Origin of the sequence: Adhaeribacter aerolatus (assembly GCF_007991635.1) — a bacterium.
Lineage (GTDB): Bacteria > Bacteroidota > Bacteroidia > Cytophagales > Hymenobacteraceae > Adhaeribacter > Adhaeribacter aerolatus.
In genome coordinates this window covers 45,111-61,339 of the sequence record NZ_BJYS01000009.1, presented here as the reverse complement: position 1 = coordinate 61,339, position 16,229 = coordinate 45,111, and the positions used below count along the sequence as shown (strand labels likewise).

The window sequence follows — 16,229 nt, the reverse complement described above, 5'->3', positions numbered from 1 at the left end:
GTTCAATAATTCTTCGTAACCTCGATAGCTTCGTTAATATAAGTTTGCAACGTGCACGGATATTTAATTATTTACAAATAAAAAGCTCTAACCAAGTTTAATTGGTTAGAGCTTCTGGCAAAACTTACAAAATTTACGTTAGCGTTTATTGCAGCACAATGCGGGTAGTTTTAATAGCGTTGGTGCTGGTTACCGTAGCATTGTAAATGCCTTTTGGTAGATTTCCTGCCTCCCAGCTAACTTTTACGGCCTCGGCCGCTTTAGCTTTACCGGTTTTAAGGGTTGTTACCAAATTTCCTTTTAAGTCAAAAATCTGCAGTTTGTAGTCTTCGTTTTGAGTCAAGGTAAATTCAATGGTAGTTCTGCCTTGTGCCGGATTAGGATAAGCACTAACCCGAGGTGTGGTGCCAGAATCATCGGCTTGGTTGTTAACCTTGCTGGTAGTTACTAAAGCTACTGCGCTGTTTTCGAATGGTGCTAAATAATTTCCGGCAATTGGTCCTTGCAAGGTGCCATTTGGTGTTTTCCAGCCAACTGATAAGTTATCGTTGCCAGTACCCTCTTTATGAAGCGCCTCAATATAGTACCGTTTACCTGCCTTCAGCATAATTGTTTTAGATTGTTGCGAGGCATGATTGGTGAACAAATTGGCAGCGGTTGGACGGCTTAAGAAGGCAATCTTTTCTTTTTGATTCGGATCCTCCGAAGTGCTCAGGTATAGCTCACCTTGGTCATCGCCGGCAATGTAGAATACATACGCTCCGGTAGCAGGGGGAACCACATAGCCTCTTATACGAGCCCCATAATTATTACCCATGTTTACCGGGGTAGCAAAAGAAGTTAATATTTTTTCTCCTGCCGGGGTGTTGTTTACTGGTAATTGGTTTGGCCCGTGCCAGCCTGGAATGTTTGTCCAGTACTGCCAGGAGATGCCACCGGTTTGGGTAATATTCTCATTTTTAGCGGTGCTTATAATTCCGGCTGTAATTCCGTTGCTAACAGTTATTACTACAGGCTCAGAGGTAGCCATTTGGCCGCTCTTATTGGTTGCTTTGGCCGTTAAAGTATAAGTGCCGGCGGTTACGTTATTCCAGGTAAAGCTAAACGGATTGCTCAGGTCTTCGCCTAATTTCACCGCACCGTTGAAGAACTCTACTTTCTTAATGGTTCCTACCGCAGAAGAAATGCCGGTATTAATAACAATGTTAGTGGTGCTGTTGTAGGTTGTACCCGAAACCGGCGAAGTAATGCTCACAGCAAAGTTTGGTCCGGATTTAGCTGCCACCAGGATACTTACCCCCGTAGAAGTAGTTGAAAGCCCGTTGTTATCGTAAGCTCTGGCAGTTAAGGTATAGGAGCCGGCGGGCACATTGCCCCAGTTAAAACTATATGGGCTGCTCAGGTCTTCGCCTAACTTGGTAGTGCCACTGTAAAATTCAACTTTAACTACGCTGCCATCGGTGTCGGCAGCAGTAGCCGCAATGGTTACGGACGCCGGGTCGGTAAAGCTGCTGCCCGTTGTAGGGGCGGTTATGGCAACGGTTGGTGCTACCAGCGCTTTTACCGTAACGTTTACCGGCGCTGAAGTGGTTATCAGGCTACTGTTATCAATTGCTTTGGCGGTTAAGGTATAGTTACCGGCGGCCACATTGTTCCAATTAAAGCTGTAAGGACTGCTTAGGTCTTCGCCTAACTTGGTAGTACCATTATAGAACTCCACTTTTATCACGGTGCCATCTGCATCGGCAGCATTAGCAGTGATTATGATGTTAGCCGGTTCCTGGAAAATAGCCGTGTTGGTTGGTGAGGTAAGGAATACAGTAGGAGCCGATAATGCTTTGGCTGCAACACCAACTACGGCTGAAGTAGTAGCCATACCTGTATTATCTATGGCCTTAGCGGTTAAAGAATAGCTTCCGGCTGCAACATTGGTCCAGGTGAAGGAATAAGGCGCGGTATTGTCTTCGCCTAGTTTAGTAGTACCATTATAAAACTCGACTGTAGCAACAGTTCCATCGGCATCGGCTGCATTGGCCGTAATGGTAATATTCGCTGGTGCAGTAAAGCTGGTGCCGGATACCGGTGAAGTGATGGCAACTGTTGGCGCTAAAGGTACTACCGGCGCATTCACTTGCACGTTTACCTGGTCCGAAGTGGCAACCAGACCGGTATTGTCAGTAGCTTTTGCGGTAATAGCATAAGAACCGGCAGTTGCATTGTTCCAGATAAAGCTATACGGGCTGCTCAGGTCTTCGCCTAACTTGGTAGTGCCATTGTAAAACTCTACTTTAACTACGCTGCCATCAGCATCTGCGGCGTTAGCGGCAATTGTAATAGAAGCCGGAGCGGTAAAGGTAGCATTGTTTGTTGGGGAAGCAATTATTACCGTTGGTGCAACCGGAAGGGCCGGTGCGTCCACAGTTATATTTACTGCGGTCGAGGTGGTAGCCAGGCCGGTGTTATCGGTAGCTTTGGCGGTTAAAGTGTAGTTGCCGGCAGCTACGTTGTTCCAGGTAAAGCTGTAAGGACTGGTAAAGGATTCACCTATTTTTACAGTACCGTTAAAGAACTCTACTTTGCTTACGGTACCATCCGTATCCGCAGCATTGGCATTAATCGTAATATTAGCTGAAGCGGTAAAAGTGGTACCTGCTGTTGGCGAAGTAATGGCAATCGTTGGCGCTACTAAAACCGGTGCGTTTACAATTACTTGTACTGCCGCAGAGGTAGTAGTAAGTCCGGCGTTATCTGTAGCAACTGCGGTTAAGGTATAGCTGCCTGCTGCTACATTACTCCACGTAACGGTATATGGGCTGGTAAAGTCATCGCTTACTTTAACAGAACCGTTATAGAAAGTTACTTTGCTGATGGCGCCCTCGGCATCGGCTGCATTAGCGGTAATAGTAATACTAGCTGGAGCGGTAAAGGTATTGTTGTTAGTGGGTGCTGTAATAGCTACAGTAGGCGCAACTGGTACTACGGGGTTATTAACAATCAGGCTAATTGCAGCCGAAACCGCAATGGAGCCTGCATTGTCGGTAGCCCGGGCCGTTAAGGTGTAGTTACCGGCGCTTACGTTGCTCCAGGTAAAGCTGTACGGGCTGCTCAGGTCTTCACCCAGCTTGGTTGTACCGTTAAAGAATTCTACTTTGCTCACACTGCCGTCAGAATCGCTGGCATTTACATTAATGGTGATGCTGGCCGGGGCAGTAAAGGTTGCACCTGCGGTTGGCGAGGTAAGCGCTACGGTTGGCAGTGCATTGGTAGTTGAATTGGATGTTTTTACCGTAATATTTACCGGAGCCGAAACGGTAGTAGTACCGGCATTATCGGTTGCTATAGCGGTTAAGGCGTAATTACCGGCCAGTGCATTAGTCCAGGTAAAACTGTAAGGGCTGGTAAAATCTTCACCTACTTTAATGGTGCCGTAATAAAATTCTACTTTGCTAACCGAACCATCTATATCACTTGCATTAGCGTTAATAGTTACGTTGGCCGGAGCGGTAAAACCGGATGTAGTGGTAGGGGCGGTAATATTTACCGATGGCGCTACATTAACCAGGGTTGTGCTGTTTACCACGGTAAAAATAACAGGAGCCGAAGTGGTGGTAGTGCCGTTGCTGCCCAGTGCTTTAGCCGTAATGGTGTAAATGCCGGTAGGCGCATTCATTAAGTATATTTCAAAAGGAGCAACAGTTTTCTCGCCTATTTTAGTAGAGCCATTAAAGAACTCCACTTTGTTGATGCTGCCATTGGTAAGTTCGGCATTAGCCGTAACAAAAACATTGGTGGGCGCTTTAATCTGGGCATTAATACCCGGCGAGGTAATAACTACGGTTGGGTTATTATTTACCAAAGTGCTAATAATTACCGGGGCCGAGGTGGTGATAGAGCCGGCGTTATCAGTCGCCTTGGCAGTTACTACGTAAGAGCCGATAGCTACATTGTACCAGCTAAAGCTGTAAGGGCTGGTGGTATCTTCGCCTAATTTGGTGGTGCCATTAAAGAATTCTATTTTGCTTACGGTACCATCTGTATCGGCGGCAGCGGCATTAATGGTAATGCTGGCCGGAGCGGCGAAAGTACTGGCGGTTAACGGCGATGTAAGGCTTACCGTTGGCGCTTTATTGGCGCTTACGGTAATATTTACCGGAGCCGAAGTAGTAACCACATCGTTGCTGTTGGTAGCTTTAGCTGTTAAGGCATAAGTTCCGGCAGTAGCATTATTCCAGCTAAAGCCATAAGGGCTGGTTAAATCCTCACCTAGTTTTACGGTGCCGGAAAAGAATTCTACTTTGGTAATGCCGGCCTGTTGGTCGGTAGCATTGGCAGTAATATTAATTACTTCGCCGTTAGGTATTTCTTTATCTGCCGTAGGAGCAGTAATATTTACCCCGTTTTGAGGTGCGGCAAGTTTAAGCAGTACGGTATATTTTTTTAGCTGGTCGCCAACCGTAATGGTAATAGTGGCCGAATGGGTTCCGGCGGCCAAGCCAGCGGGGTTGGCTACAAGTCCAATCTGACTGGTGCACCGTTCATCCGGAATAGAACCGCTGTTAGCAGAAAAGGTTAACCAGGAGGCACTGCTGCCGGCAATCCAGTTCATGGCGGCAATGGTAGAGTTCTTTAATATAAAATCGGTATTAATTAAACTACCGCCGGCGGTACCTGCCATCTCAATTACGTGCAACGGCGCTTCTACGGTGGTACCTTGCAAGCCACCTTTGTAAAGGGTACCTACGCCTTGGTAGGTATTTTCCCGCAAAGCCATTTTAGGGGTAATGGTCAAGCCGCTACCGCCTACTGAACTAAAATTGTTTTTATAAAACAACTGATTCATAATGCCGCTGGTCGAAGAGGTTAAGCCTTGTGGTAAATTGCTTAAAGCGTTAAACTCAAAAACATCGGCATTCAGAGAGTTATCGGCAGCGGTAGAGATAGAAGTATGAATACCGGATACGGTAGCCCCCTGGATGTCATTTTTGCGGTAGGTAGTACCCAAAACGGCTGTTCCTTCGGGCCGGGTTAAAATAAGCTGGTTGTAGATACCCCACCGGCAATTTACCATTTTGTTGTTGGCGTACAGGCTAAAGAAATTTGGATCTAAACCGGTGGTGTGCTGGGTTGACCAGTTGGCTACACCCTGACGAAGCTCATGCAGGGTATTATTAGCGGCAATAAAATTCATGGCGCCACCAAAGGGCTCAATACCAGCGGCGGCAATGTGGGATGGGCTGGTAACGGCGCGCGGCTTACCATCTAAATAATTGTTATAAACCGCAATCCGGTCGATAAAGTGGCCGATTACCAGGTAGCTGCTGGCATCCGGTGTCACATTCCAGGGTTCGTTTAATGTAATAATGCCCCCGTTATTGGCGATTACCCGGCGCGATTGGCCGATGCCTTTTCCTTTTACAATTACCGCGTATAATTTATTCTGAGCGGTAATGCTGTAGCCGGGTACGTTAGTGGTGGTAGCAGTGGAGGAAGATGCATAACCAGCCCACTGGCCCAGGTTGCCTTCCCATAAAAATTGTTCGCCGGAGTTTTGATCTACATCAGCTGCCGGACGGGGAGTAAGATCGTAGGTAACGTTATTGCCTAGGTAAGTGTTGCGGTTACTGCCCCAGGTACCATTGCCGGTAAAAACGCGGCCTTTGCCCCAGCCCGCACCGTTATTCGGATCGGAATTGTTTAAATCGCTGCAGGTAGTCCGGGTCATGCTGATGCCGGCACCACTCCAGGAGTGCAGCGCCATATCAGAATCGTTCGTCAGTTTAATGTTGTTGCGATCGATAAAGAGCTGGGAACAATCGCCCAGGAAGCTGGAGATGCCAATATGCTCGGTTTTATTCAGATACACGTAGCGGCAATTGTGTAAATCCATAATGTTGTAGCCGGCAAACGCAAAACGGGCATTGGTAATATATATATCGGAGCTGCCCCGCAGGAAAATAGGCTTATCCAGCGTTCCGCGGAAGTTGTTATTGCCATCAAATCCTAAATCGGTAATAGCAAAATTCTGCACCGAACCGAAAACCATGGACATGGCAGCGGTAGAATAAGTGGTTGCACATTTCAGAATAGATTTAGTTGGGCCATCGCCTTTAAGCTGCAGATCGTTGTAAGCCTGCAGGTTGCTGCTCAGCATGTAAACACCTGTTGGGAAATACACACTGGCGCCCGGGCTGTTTTTAGCAGCTAAAATGGCATTACGAATAGCTTGGGTGTCGTCGGTGTAGCCGTTACCGGTAGCACCATAATTTTTTACGTTGAAAACTGTGGTTGTCCATTGGGGGCCGTTAAAAACCGTTAATTTTTGCGGACCGCTCCAGCCGTATTGTCCGCCGTGGCCATTGTGTACCCACACTTCGTATTCACCATTGCCTAAACCGGCAGGTACCGTAAAATCTACTTTATAAGGGTTTACCTGCGTAACAGTGGCCCACTGACCGGAGCTGCCTACCGGCTTAATATATACATAAGAACGCAGGGTATCGTTGTTCTGCGCCAGGTTCCGGCCAAACACCGAAACGGTTTGTCCGCGGGTAGCTTTATCGGGACCTACCCACCAGGCATCGGTTTGGTTAATGGCAATCGGCTGGCCATAACCAGCTTCGTTGCCCGGCCAAATTAAATACATGGACCACGTAGGTAAATCTTTTGCTAAAGTAATAATGGCTTTATCTGTTTCTACCCGTTGAATGCGGGCTTCTTTTTGCACACCGCCCCGGCCATACACCAGAAAACGGCTGTCTTTTCCTTCGTCGTTGCCCGTGTACCGCGATAAGTTAACACCAGTTAAAACAATAGATTCATCAGGACCGGCGGTGCGGGTCCATTCTGCGGCTTGGGGAGCTGCAGAAGGGGCGATACCGCTCATGGGCGGGGTAAAGGCATCGCCAGGAGCAGCTGGTTCCGGGCTGGGTTTAGCAAAGCGCGCTAGAGCCGGATAAGTAGATTGTGCCAGACCGCTATACCCACTGCCGCAAGCTATAGCAAACACAAAAAATATGCGCAGAAAATGCGACTGCAAAACCAACCTCTGCTGAAGTTTATAATCCTGTATTCGGAAAAAGAGATAGGAACTGCGGAGTAATGATGTATAAGTTTTTGTAAAGGTATTCTCCATATAATTAGTGTTTGAATATTAGAGGCAATGAAATTAAATGGTATTAATTAGATGTGATGAAATAAAGGTTTATTGGTATATTTATATAAATGAAATTTTATTCCACTTTCGGCTTTATAAAATATTGTTTTTTTCTGATTGAAGAGATAATGTTGCATTAATCCAATGTGATAATAAAAACATGTATTGCTGTTATATTAAAAATGTACATAATTAAAAATTTAATATTCTTGCTTATGTTTAATTTATATGATGATGCTAAACTAGATTATATTTTTCTAACTCCCAAAAATGTAAATTTATAAATATCATTTTATGTGAAAATTTATAATTATACTTGTAACTATTAAATTATAGGTTGTATTAGGAGATTATGTTGTTCTAAATTTTGGAAAGTTATTAACAAGGTGCATTAGAATAGTAAAATTATTAGTACAATAGTAAAATAAAAAAAATTATATTATTGCTAACTTATTATGCGTACCTGTAATTGTATGGGTATTTTAATAGAGTTGCTTTTGAAAAGCAGAAGAGATAGAGGTATACCGTAATTGGTAGGTGTTTTATTGCTACTGTAGAGTAATTACAGTTAATTTTATGCTAACTGAATTTTGATTGTTAAGAAAAAGATAAATTGTATAAGTTAATAAAATATAATATTGGAAAGGAGGGGTATTGGGAGTAAATAGAGGTGGATAGTTGTAGCTGCATATTATACCTACAGATAAGGTGAAATTTATTAGGGTGCAGCGTCGGCGAGAGGCAAACAAAATAGGTGTGAAAACTGGAATTAACACAAAGCTGAAAAGACACTTTAGAATTAAAAGCTTGGCTGTTTTATGCTTCTAAAAAAAGCAAGTGAGCTGAATGGCAGTGGATGTCAGAAACTAAGGAGTATTTAATAGATGCTTTGCGGAATAGAAGCAGGATTCTGGATTTAGCCTGGTAACTAATGTGAATCAAGGTAACCCCCCAAAATTTATTTAAACAAACTTCAACTCTTTAACTAACTTTGAATTTTGTTGATTAGTAAAGTAAGCAGGGATACTTCTTATTAATATATCGATCAGCATAAGCCGTTATTTGCTGCTTTTTTAAGGGCTTTATGCCGGTGAAAAGCTGATAGATTATTCCTTTATAAGAGAATAAAGTGGGTTCCGGCGCGAGATATCTGATTTTTTAGCAGCATAATAGTGAAATTTAAATAAAAAAATGGGAATAGTATATAAAAAACGCTATATTTATATCGATAATTTAATTTGGTGTTTTTGCGCGGCAAAACAGGTAAATAATTTAATCTAAAATAATCAGGGTAGTTTTGTTCAAGCTGAACCAAAGTGCCGGGTTTATGAAGTATGTTTTAAATGTGTTTATAAGGAGAGGATGTAAAATCAAGTAAAGCTGTTCTCGTTGGTTTGTGCTTCCTGGAGTTTAGGGTGTTGCTTGCTATTTGCTCTTTTTACCGAAACTATTCTATCATTATTAATTCTAATCTGTTCATGACTTTCCCCCGGTATAATTTTGTAATAGATTGTACAGATGCTGCCCTCGCCGAATATTTGCGTCTCGATACCGAAACAGCGGTAAAAATTTATACCCGCGGCGATTTAAACTGGTGTTTGCAAACCTATCATATCTTATCGAAGCACAGCTCGTTAGCTGTTCAGTGTTCTAACAAAATGCTGCCAGGGTTTATTAATATTATTCACTCCGATCAGTTATTACAGCAAAAGGGCCAGGCATCGAAGTTTATTGTGTGCGTAAGAGCTGATTATCCGGGGCGCCGTTGGGCACATTATCACCTGGTGCAAAATAAAAACCAGTTGGGCCCCAACACTTCTTTTATACCGCATTGGGTGCAGCCGGGGCTGATAAAACGGGACGCTAACCGAACAGCCGTAAGCCGGGTAGCTTACGCCGGCGAAGCCTTTAACGGCAATCTGGCTGGCACCGTAGATACCTGGAAGCAGTTACTGGCGCCGCATAACATCCAATTTGTTACCTTGTCGGGTGGCTCCTGGCACGATTTAAGTTCTATTGATATTCTATTGGGAATCAGGAGCTTCGATGAACAGCCCCACAATACCAAGCCGCCTACTAAATTATTTGGCGCCTGGCATGCGAATATTCCTTTTATTGGCGGGCACGATTCGGCTTTTAAACAAGTGGGCGTGCCCGGAGAAGATTACCTGTTGGTAACTACCCCCGACGAAGCCATCGCAGCCATCTTAAAATTGCGCGACGACCAAGCTTTGTATAATAAGCTAGTACAAAATGGAAGGAGAAAAGCAACCCTTTATACCGAAGAGACTATCGCGCAGGCTTGGGTAGATGTTTTAACCGGCCCGGTTTTGCAACGATATCGGGCATGGTTGGCCAAGCCTTTTTTAGAGCAAGCTCGTTTTAATACTTTATTGAGTATGGGTAACCTGGAGCACCAGGTAAAACAATTAATAAAGAAGGTAGTGGGCAAAAAAATGAAATCAGCCATTTAGCAGTCGGCTGCATTACTCTAAAACCGTTTTTATCGTAGAGCAAGTGTAGCAGTTTAAGATTAGCAAAAGCTGTTCGGTAGGAAAATAATAGCCAAATCGCCTGAGCTAAGTTGAGCGTGTATCGGTGCGATTAGTTTAGTTAAAGCCAATCCGAATAAGGTGCTGGTTTGTAAGGTTTTTAGTTAAATTTGCTTTTACAAGTGTGGGTTTATAATTAAAATGGCAGAGCAAGAAAACAAAATACACATAGCATTAGCCTTCGACCAGAATTTTATTGTTCCTTTTTATGTGCTGATTACCTCTATTTTCCACAACAACAAAAAGAACAACATAGTATTACATGCCATTGCGGCCGGTGTGGATAACCGCGAACGGGAAAAAATTACCCGGTTTGTGCAGGAGAATCAAAGTCAGATATACTTTTACGAGCTGGATAAAGCCAACGTAGACGCGCTGGTTCTGCCCGACAACGTGCATTTTTCGGCGGCCACTTACTACCGCTTGTTTTTCCCGTCGCTAGTGCCCGCAGACATAAAAAAACTGCTTTACATCGATACCGATACGGTAGTGGTGGGCGACTTGGCCGAATTGTACCGGGTAAATGTAGATTCGGTGCCGGCCGCAGCGGCTCTGGATGCAAAAATAAGCTTACGCCCGGATTTAGGTATTTCTACCAAAGGCCATTACTTTAACGCGGGGGTGATGTTGATTAATACCGAACTTTGGAAAAGCCAGCATATTTTAGAAAAAGCCTTGCAGTTTCTGAATGATTTCCCGGAGAAAATAGAGTGGGCCGACCAAGATGCTTTAAATGCTTTGCTGCAAAATAATATTGTGCAAGTAAGTAACCGGTTTAATATTACCTTTTACGATATTCCAAAATATTTAACCCGCCAGGAATTTGATGCTTTTATAAAGGACAAGGTAATTATTCATTACACCACCCAAAATAAACCCTGGATGATGACCTGTACCAACCGGTTAAGGTATATTTATCATTATTACCTGAAACTTTCGCCATTTGCCACCCAGCAGAAGTACATCGATTTCAAAATTAACAAGTCTTACTTTTTAAAATATTTAAAAGTCCGGCTAAAAGAGTTTTTGATTGATAATGGGGTAATTAGGGCCAGAACTACCGCCTCGGATTCGCTTTAGTCCGGAAATATTTTACGTTTAAGACATAAAGCGCAAGTCCGGCTATTATCAGGATAAACGAAGAACGGCCTGCTATTTTAACAATAGCAGGCCGTTCTCTTTTAAATCTTGCTTAGTTGGTAATTGCTCAACCATTGGTTAGGCATAAGGCTGATATTGTTTTTTGAGTTCGCGGTACTTCAAATAAGTTTGGGTTGATACCGGTTTTCTTTCTTTCATGGCTAATTTAAGGCCATCCAGGAAACCATAGAGGATGCCCCGGGTTTTTTGGTAAGGTCTTTTGATTTTAAAACCATATAAAAAACTTTTGAAAGCACTCCCCGCCAACTGAACGGGTAAATATTTAAGGGGCACATTAAAAATAGCAAACAGCATTAAATTGCGGCTGCCGTAAAAGTCCATGCGATCCCAGCTTCGCTTCGGCGATTCGTAGTGGTGAATGGCATTGCCTTTACCCAAAAATACCGGGTGGCCCAGTTCCAACAGCCGGATGCAGTAATCTTCTTCTTCGCCCTGGTGGAAGAAAGAGGTCCGGAAACCACCGATTTGTAAGAAAATATCGCGTTTAACCACAAAAGAGCAGCCCTTAAACGTATGCGATTGCCAAAGTCCATCGTTAGGAGCAACATCATGTACCTCCGGCGATAAGTTGGCATCAATATAAGGCCAGGCTACAGCGGCGCAATTATTAGCTACACAAAAATCAGCAATCTGGTACAAAATAGTGGGGCTTTCTAAAACGCAGTCATCGTCAATGGATAACACATAAGGCGTTTTAGCCATTTCAACGGCCTCGTTGCGGCGTACAATATAGCCGGCCGACTCTTTGTAGGAGTGTAAAGTTACTTCGGGAAACAGGTTTTTTACGTTCTCATACGTGCCATCATCCGAGTTATCATCTAAAACCAAAACATGGTGTTTAATCGTTTGATTCCGCAAGCTTAATAAAGCTTTATGTAAATCAGGCCAGCGATTTTTGGTAGAGATAATAACCGTAATTAAATCATCTAAAGTACTCTTAGATGTAACCAAATTCTGATCATTCATATTCTTTCAAAATAAGGATTAATCCAGATAGATTTATCCAACTCTAAAACAAGGAATTAGTTTCTGTTTACAATAAAACTAAAACTATCCGTTAGCTCGTTCTATTCGGGTTTCCTTGTTTACACGCAGGTGTATACTCTCTGTTGGCATATCTTAAATACATCAGTTTAACTGGTCAGATACATTTCCTGCGATTACTAGCCTTTAACTGTTTCGGCCTATTTATAGTTACAAAAAATTATAGTTATAAAAAATAAATGTTAAATCCAGTTATTTAGTAAAATAACTAATTTTTTCTCGTTTATTCAACAGAACATATCAAAAATACAGAATTTTGAACAGCCACCCCATGCTGTTGAAATATTTGTAATTCCTAATATTTAAAATTACCTCCGGCCAGACAATATTTATCCGTATAATAGGTTCTGCACTTTAATTTATCTTTCCTGCTTTTACCATAATGCTCTTTGGGGGTTAGTTAACCTAATCAGAACTTTCGCGAAAAGCCTCTCTTTAATAATGATGGTGGTGTGTTTTCATTGTTGGCCTGCCGGTGAAAACACGCTGTCAGGTCAGTTTGGCTAAAGTTTTACTAATTCACACCGAACTAAGTAACCAAATTGCTGGAGCAGGGTAAGCATCCGAATATAGTATTCTGCGTAAGTAGGGCAAATAATTAGTAAAACAAAAAGATAATGATGGTGGTAAGTACAGCGAATAAGTCAAATATATTTTAATCTAAATATTCTTCTGAATTGATAGAAAAAATTAGTAATCTTACATCAAAAACCGGCATTGCTACTTAGCTAGCGCAGTCGGACTTAATTAGTTACAAAAAATAGACATACGGTTTAATAAGAGAATAAAATGGCTTTGGAGCCGATTCTTTTTATTAAAGGTTATCGCATATAAATGAAAGTTGCTTTTATTACGCCTTCTGTTTCCAGGAGCTCCGGCGGAATTTTTGAAGTTGAACTGGCCCTGGCAAAAGCACTGACCGCGGTTGGTTGTGAAGTACAGGTTTACGGACAGAATGACGAAAATACCCAAAATGACTTGCCAAGGTGGGGGGGAATTAAGGTTTTTACTTTCCCCTCTATCGGTCCGCATGCGTTCCGGTATTCGCCGGCGCTTAAAAATGCCATTGTAAAAAGCGAGTGCCAAGTAGGCCACTTACAGGTGCTCTGGATGTACACTTCGGTGGTTACCAATCATTGGTTTAGTTCGGGTAAGTCTTACATTGTTACCATTCATGGTATGCTGGAACCCTGGGCTCTGAAAAATGCCGCCTGGAAAAAGAAGATTGTAACGTTTTTGTACGAGGGCCGCTGCTTAAAAAATGCCGCCTGTATTCACGCCCATACTTATAAAGAATATAAAGATATCCGCCAGTTTGGCTTAACCAATCCGGTTTGTATTATTCCAAATGGCGTAGATTTACCTGATACCAAACCGGTAACCGAAAAACCAGCCTGGTACAGCCAGGTAAATAACCGCAAAGTAGTATTATTTATCAGCCGGCTACACCCTAAAAAAGGCATTGAAAATATGCTGGAGGCGTGGGCAGCCTTGCCGGAGCGCCAGCAATGGTGCCTGGTAATTGCCGGTTGGGGCGATAATGATTATGCCCAATCCTTAAAAGACAAAGTAAGAGAACTAAGTCTGGAAGGAGATATAATTTTTACCGGCCCCTTGTTTGACCAGGCCAAGCACCTGGCTTTTACCCACGCCGATGCGTTTATTTTACCTTCGTTAAGCGAGGGTTTGCCTATGGCTATTCTGGAAGCCTGGTCGTATAAAGTGCCGGTGCTCATAACGCCGGCCTGTAATTTGCCCGAAGGATACGAAGCCGAAGCCGCTATAAAAATTGAGCCTAAACCAGCCAGTATTTCGGCTGGTTTACAACAATTGTTTTCTTTACCCGACGAACAGCGCCGCCAACTAGGGCAGAACGGGTACGAACTGGTACTGAAAAAATATACCTGGGACAAAATAGCCGAACAAATGGCCGAAGTATATAATTGGGTAGACAAAGGTGGCCAGCATCCGGAAACGGTATTATTTGATTAATCAAGCAACAGAAATTAGCAAAACTGATTTAGCGTAAAACAGGAGCAACCCCAATATTGGTTTCGGCTAACATCCGGGTTGGCGTGAAGTTATGAATACAAAATTTACCATAATCATTCTTACCTTTAATGAGGAAGCAAACTTACCGCTTTGTTTAGCCAGCCTGAACGGCGTAGATGCCCCCATTTTTGTAGTAGATTCGGGCTCGAAAGACAGCACCTTGCAAATAGTAGAGCAGCATGGTATTGTTTACAAACAGCATCCTTTCGAAAATTATTCGCGGCAACGCAACTGGGCACAAGCCAATAACCCTTACAATACCGAGTGGGTATTTCACTTAGATGCGGGTGAGCGTTTTACACCCGAACTGGTGCAATGGCTGAATAAAAATTTTGATCCGGCTAAAGCGGTAGATGGGTATATGTTTAGCCGGCGGACCATGTTTTTAGGTAAATGGATTCGCTACGGCGGCCATTATCCTAATTTCCATTTGCGGTTGTACCGGACCAGCAAAGGTAAATGCGAAGACAAAGTGTACGATCAGCATTTTGTGGTTGATGGGGTAACAGAAGTAGTAAAAGCCGGCACCGACATTATTGATACGGTTACCGATACCCTGCAAAACTTTACCATGGGCCACGCCCGCTGGGCTGCTTTTGAAGCCAACGAAATTATTACGGCTACCTCCGAGAAAGGCGATGTAAAGGCTAATTTATTTGGTACGCCAATTGAGCGACGACGGTGGTTTAAGAGCAATGTCTTTCAAAAGTCGCCTTTGTTTATGCGCAGCTTTTTATACTTCTTTTACCGGTACTTTTTTAAGCTAGGTTTTTTAGATGGCAAAATGGGGCTGGTTTTCCATTTATTGCAGGGTTTCTGGTTCCGGTTTTTAATTGATGCCATGGTGCTGGAAGCGAAAACCAAAAAGCGAAGTTAATTATTCCATTTGGTCACTATTAATGGTGTGATTACCACCAAGTTTCAAGTCTTTGCCCGCAAACCTAAAAGGCAACTGGCCGGTCATAAGACACGGCCGGGGCGTTGGTAGAAGTACTTTGCAAAAGTTCTGACACTAATAAATCCTTAGCGGTTTATCAATTTCTTCAGCAGAAACCGGGTAAGTAAGCCCATTCCTTTGCGCGGTGCTTTGTGGGCCACTTGGGCCGCATCTCGCAGACCCCGACCGAAAGCATCTGCATGTAAGGTGGTAACAATTTTTCGGCTTTCCTGTCCCATTACTTCCGGGTTGTCCTGGCCGTTCGAGAGGGAAGTCATAATGCGGGTAAGTTCCGGTTGGTTGTTGGGGTCGATTACATAGCCGTTGCGGCCCGTATGCACCAATTCCGGCACACAGTTGCAACGCTCCGATATGACTACCGGCAAACCCGATGCCATGGCCTCGTTTACCACCAAGCCCCATTGTTCGGTGGTGCTGGCATGAATAAACGTTCTGGCTAATCCAAAATAAATAGGTAGTTCGTCGTACTGCTTAAATCCTTCAAAATGGACCTTGTCTCGCAAACCTAATTCTTCTGTAAGTTGCAGCAGTTCTGGTTTTAAAGGACCATCGCCGAGCAGGTATAAATCCCAAGCCTGGCCGTTAGCATTTCTTAAATAGTCATGGTAAGCCTTAATCACAAAAGGTAAATTCTTTTTCTGAATAAAACGACTTACAATTAAAAAGTAGTTCTCCGGTAAGTTTTTTTGCTGTTGCCAAAAGCTGCGCTGGCCGCGGGCTTTGTCTGCCTCCCGCTCGAAATAATCGTTATCCACTACATCGTAGCCAATAAATATATTTTCTTTCGGCATACCTAAGGCGTGCAGGTAATCGGCATGGCGGCTGCCACCCACTAACCCAGCGCCAAAACGGCCAACCAGAGTGTGTTTAATAAATTCTTTCCACCAAATGCGCTGTTCATCGCCGGCGGCACTTTCGCTCATAACTACAGCCGGTACTTTATTTTCGAGGCACCAGGCGAGAGCTCCCAAAGCGGCCCGGTCGTACCAGCCGTTAACCGCCACTACATCGGGTTTAGCTTTGCTTAATTCCTGCGCCAAAGTTTGCATGAGCTGCGCAGCCGGAATTTTGGTACTTTCTTTCTGCGCAAATAGCGTAATGCGGTTTTTCAGCACCTGGCTTTCCACTTTGTCCCACTGGTACTCACTCGTTTCGCCGGATACTTCTATGGGAATAACCGTTACATATTTGGCCGCGGCTTCTAAACGGGCAATATGATAAGGACCAAACCGGTCAAATAAAACCGCTACTTTCATGGGCAGGAAATAAATTTAAAACTTTAATAAAGGGCTTTTGGGAGTTGAGCAAA

7 protein-coding genes are annotated in these 16,229 nt (G+C 43.6%); 4 read left to right on the top strand and 3 right to left on the bottom strand.

The features are described 5' to 3' along the window. Window positions 1–145 precede the first annotated feature (145 nt). On the bottom strand, window positions 146–7,132 hold the full coding sequence (locus tag AAE02nite_RS08110) for an Ig-like domain-containing protein (RefSeq protein ID WP_146896833.1): 6,987 nt from the start codon (window positions 7,130–7,132) through the stop codon (window positions 146–148). A 1,499-nt stretch (window positions 7,133–8,631) separates the two neighbouring features. Between AAE02nite_RS08110 and AAE02nite_RS08105 the strand changes: the two genes are divergently transcribed. Both AAE02nite_RS08105 and AAE02nite_RS08100 read left to right on the top strand, forming a co-directional pair. Beyond that, window positions 8,632–9,627, top strand: coding sequence for a glycosyltransferase (locus AAE02nite_RS08105; protein ID WP_146896831.1), 996 nt, complete (start codon window positions 8,632–8,634; stop codon window positions 9,625–9,627). Window positions 9,628–9,846: 219 nt separating this feature from the next. Further along, entirely contained in the window at window positions 9,847–10,785 is a 939-nt protein-coding gene (locus AAE02nite_RS08100; RefSeq protein ID WP_146896829.1) for a glycosyltransferase family 8 protein, read from the top strand. Between the two features lie 138 nt (window positions 10,786–10,923). Here AAE02nite_RS08100 and AAE02nite_RS08095 read toward each other — a convergent pair whose 3' ends face one another. After that, on the bottom strand, window positions 10,924–11,832 hold the full coding sequence (locus tag AAE02nite_RS08095; RefSeq protein ID WP_146896827.1) for a glycosyltransferase family 2 protein: 909 nt from the start codon (window positions 11,830–11,832) through the stop codon (window positions 10,924–10,926). A gap of 912 nt (window positions 11,833–12,744) precedes the next feature. Here AAE02nite_RS08095 and AAE02nite_RS08090 point away from each other — a divergent pair. Together AAE02nite_RS08090 and AAE02nite_RS08085 are read left to right on the top strand one after the other, a co-directional pair. Next, window positions 12,745–13,902, top strand: coding sequence for a glycosyltransferase (locus AAE02nite_RS08090; RefSeq protein WP_146896825.1), 1,158 nt, complete (start codon window positions 12,745–12,747; stop codon window positions 13,900–13,902). 91 nt (window positions 13,903–13,993) lie between these two features. Beyond that, window positions 13,994–14,839: a glycosyltransferase family 2 protein gene (locus AAE02nite_RS08085; protein WP_146896822.1), complete on the top strand. Its 846-nt coding sequence runs from the start codon at window positions 13,994–13,996 to the stop codon at window positions 14,837–14,839. A gap of 146 nt (window positions 14,840–14,985) precedes the next feature. On the opposite strand, the gene AAE02nite_RS08080 is transcribed toward AAE02nite_RS08085, so the two are convergent. Then, window positions 14,986–16,176, bottom strand: a complete 1,191-nt coding sequence (locus AAE02nite_RS08080; protein ID WP_146896820.1) for a glycosyltransferase family 4 protein — start codon at window positions 16,174–16,176, stop codon at window positions 14,986–14,988. Window positions 16,177–16,229: the final 53 nt, after the last annotated feature.

What these genes read in the sequence shown, in the direction of transcription:
- AAE02nite_RS08105 (WP_146896831.1), top strand. Translation starts at nt 8,632, where the DNA reads ATGACTTTCCCCCGGTATAATTTTGTAATAGATTGTACAGATGCTGCC.
- AAE02nite_RS08110 (WP_146896833.1), bottom strand. Translation starts at nt 7,132, where the DNA reads ATGGAGAATACCTTTACAAAAACTTATACATCATTACTCCGCAGTTCC.
- AAE02nite_RS08090 (WP_146896825.1), top strand. Translation starts at nt 12,745, where the DNA reads ATGAAAGTTGCTTTTATTACGCCTTCTGTTTCCAGGAGCTCCGGCGGA.
- AAE02nite_RS08100 (WP_146896829.1), top strand. Translation starts at nt 9,847, where the DNA reads ATGGCAGAGCAAGAAAACAAAATACACATAGCATTAGCCTTCGACCAG.
- AAE02nite_RS08080 (WP_146896820.1), bottom strand. Translation starts at nt 16,176, where the DNA reads ATGAAAGTAGCGGTTTTATTTGACCGGTTTGGTCCTTATCATATTGCC.
- AAE02nite_RS08095 (WP_146896827.1), bottom strand. Translation starts at nt 11,832, where the DNA reads ATGAATGATCAGAATTTGGTTACATCTAAGAGTACTTTAGATGATTTA.
- AAE02nite_RS08085 (WP_146896822.1), top strand. Translation starts at nt 13,994, where the DNA reads ATGAATACAAAATTTACCATAATCATTCTTACCTTTAATGAGGAAGCA.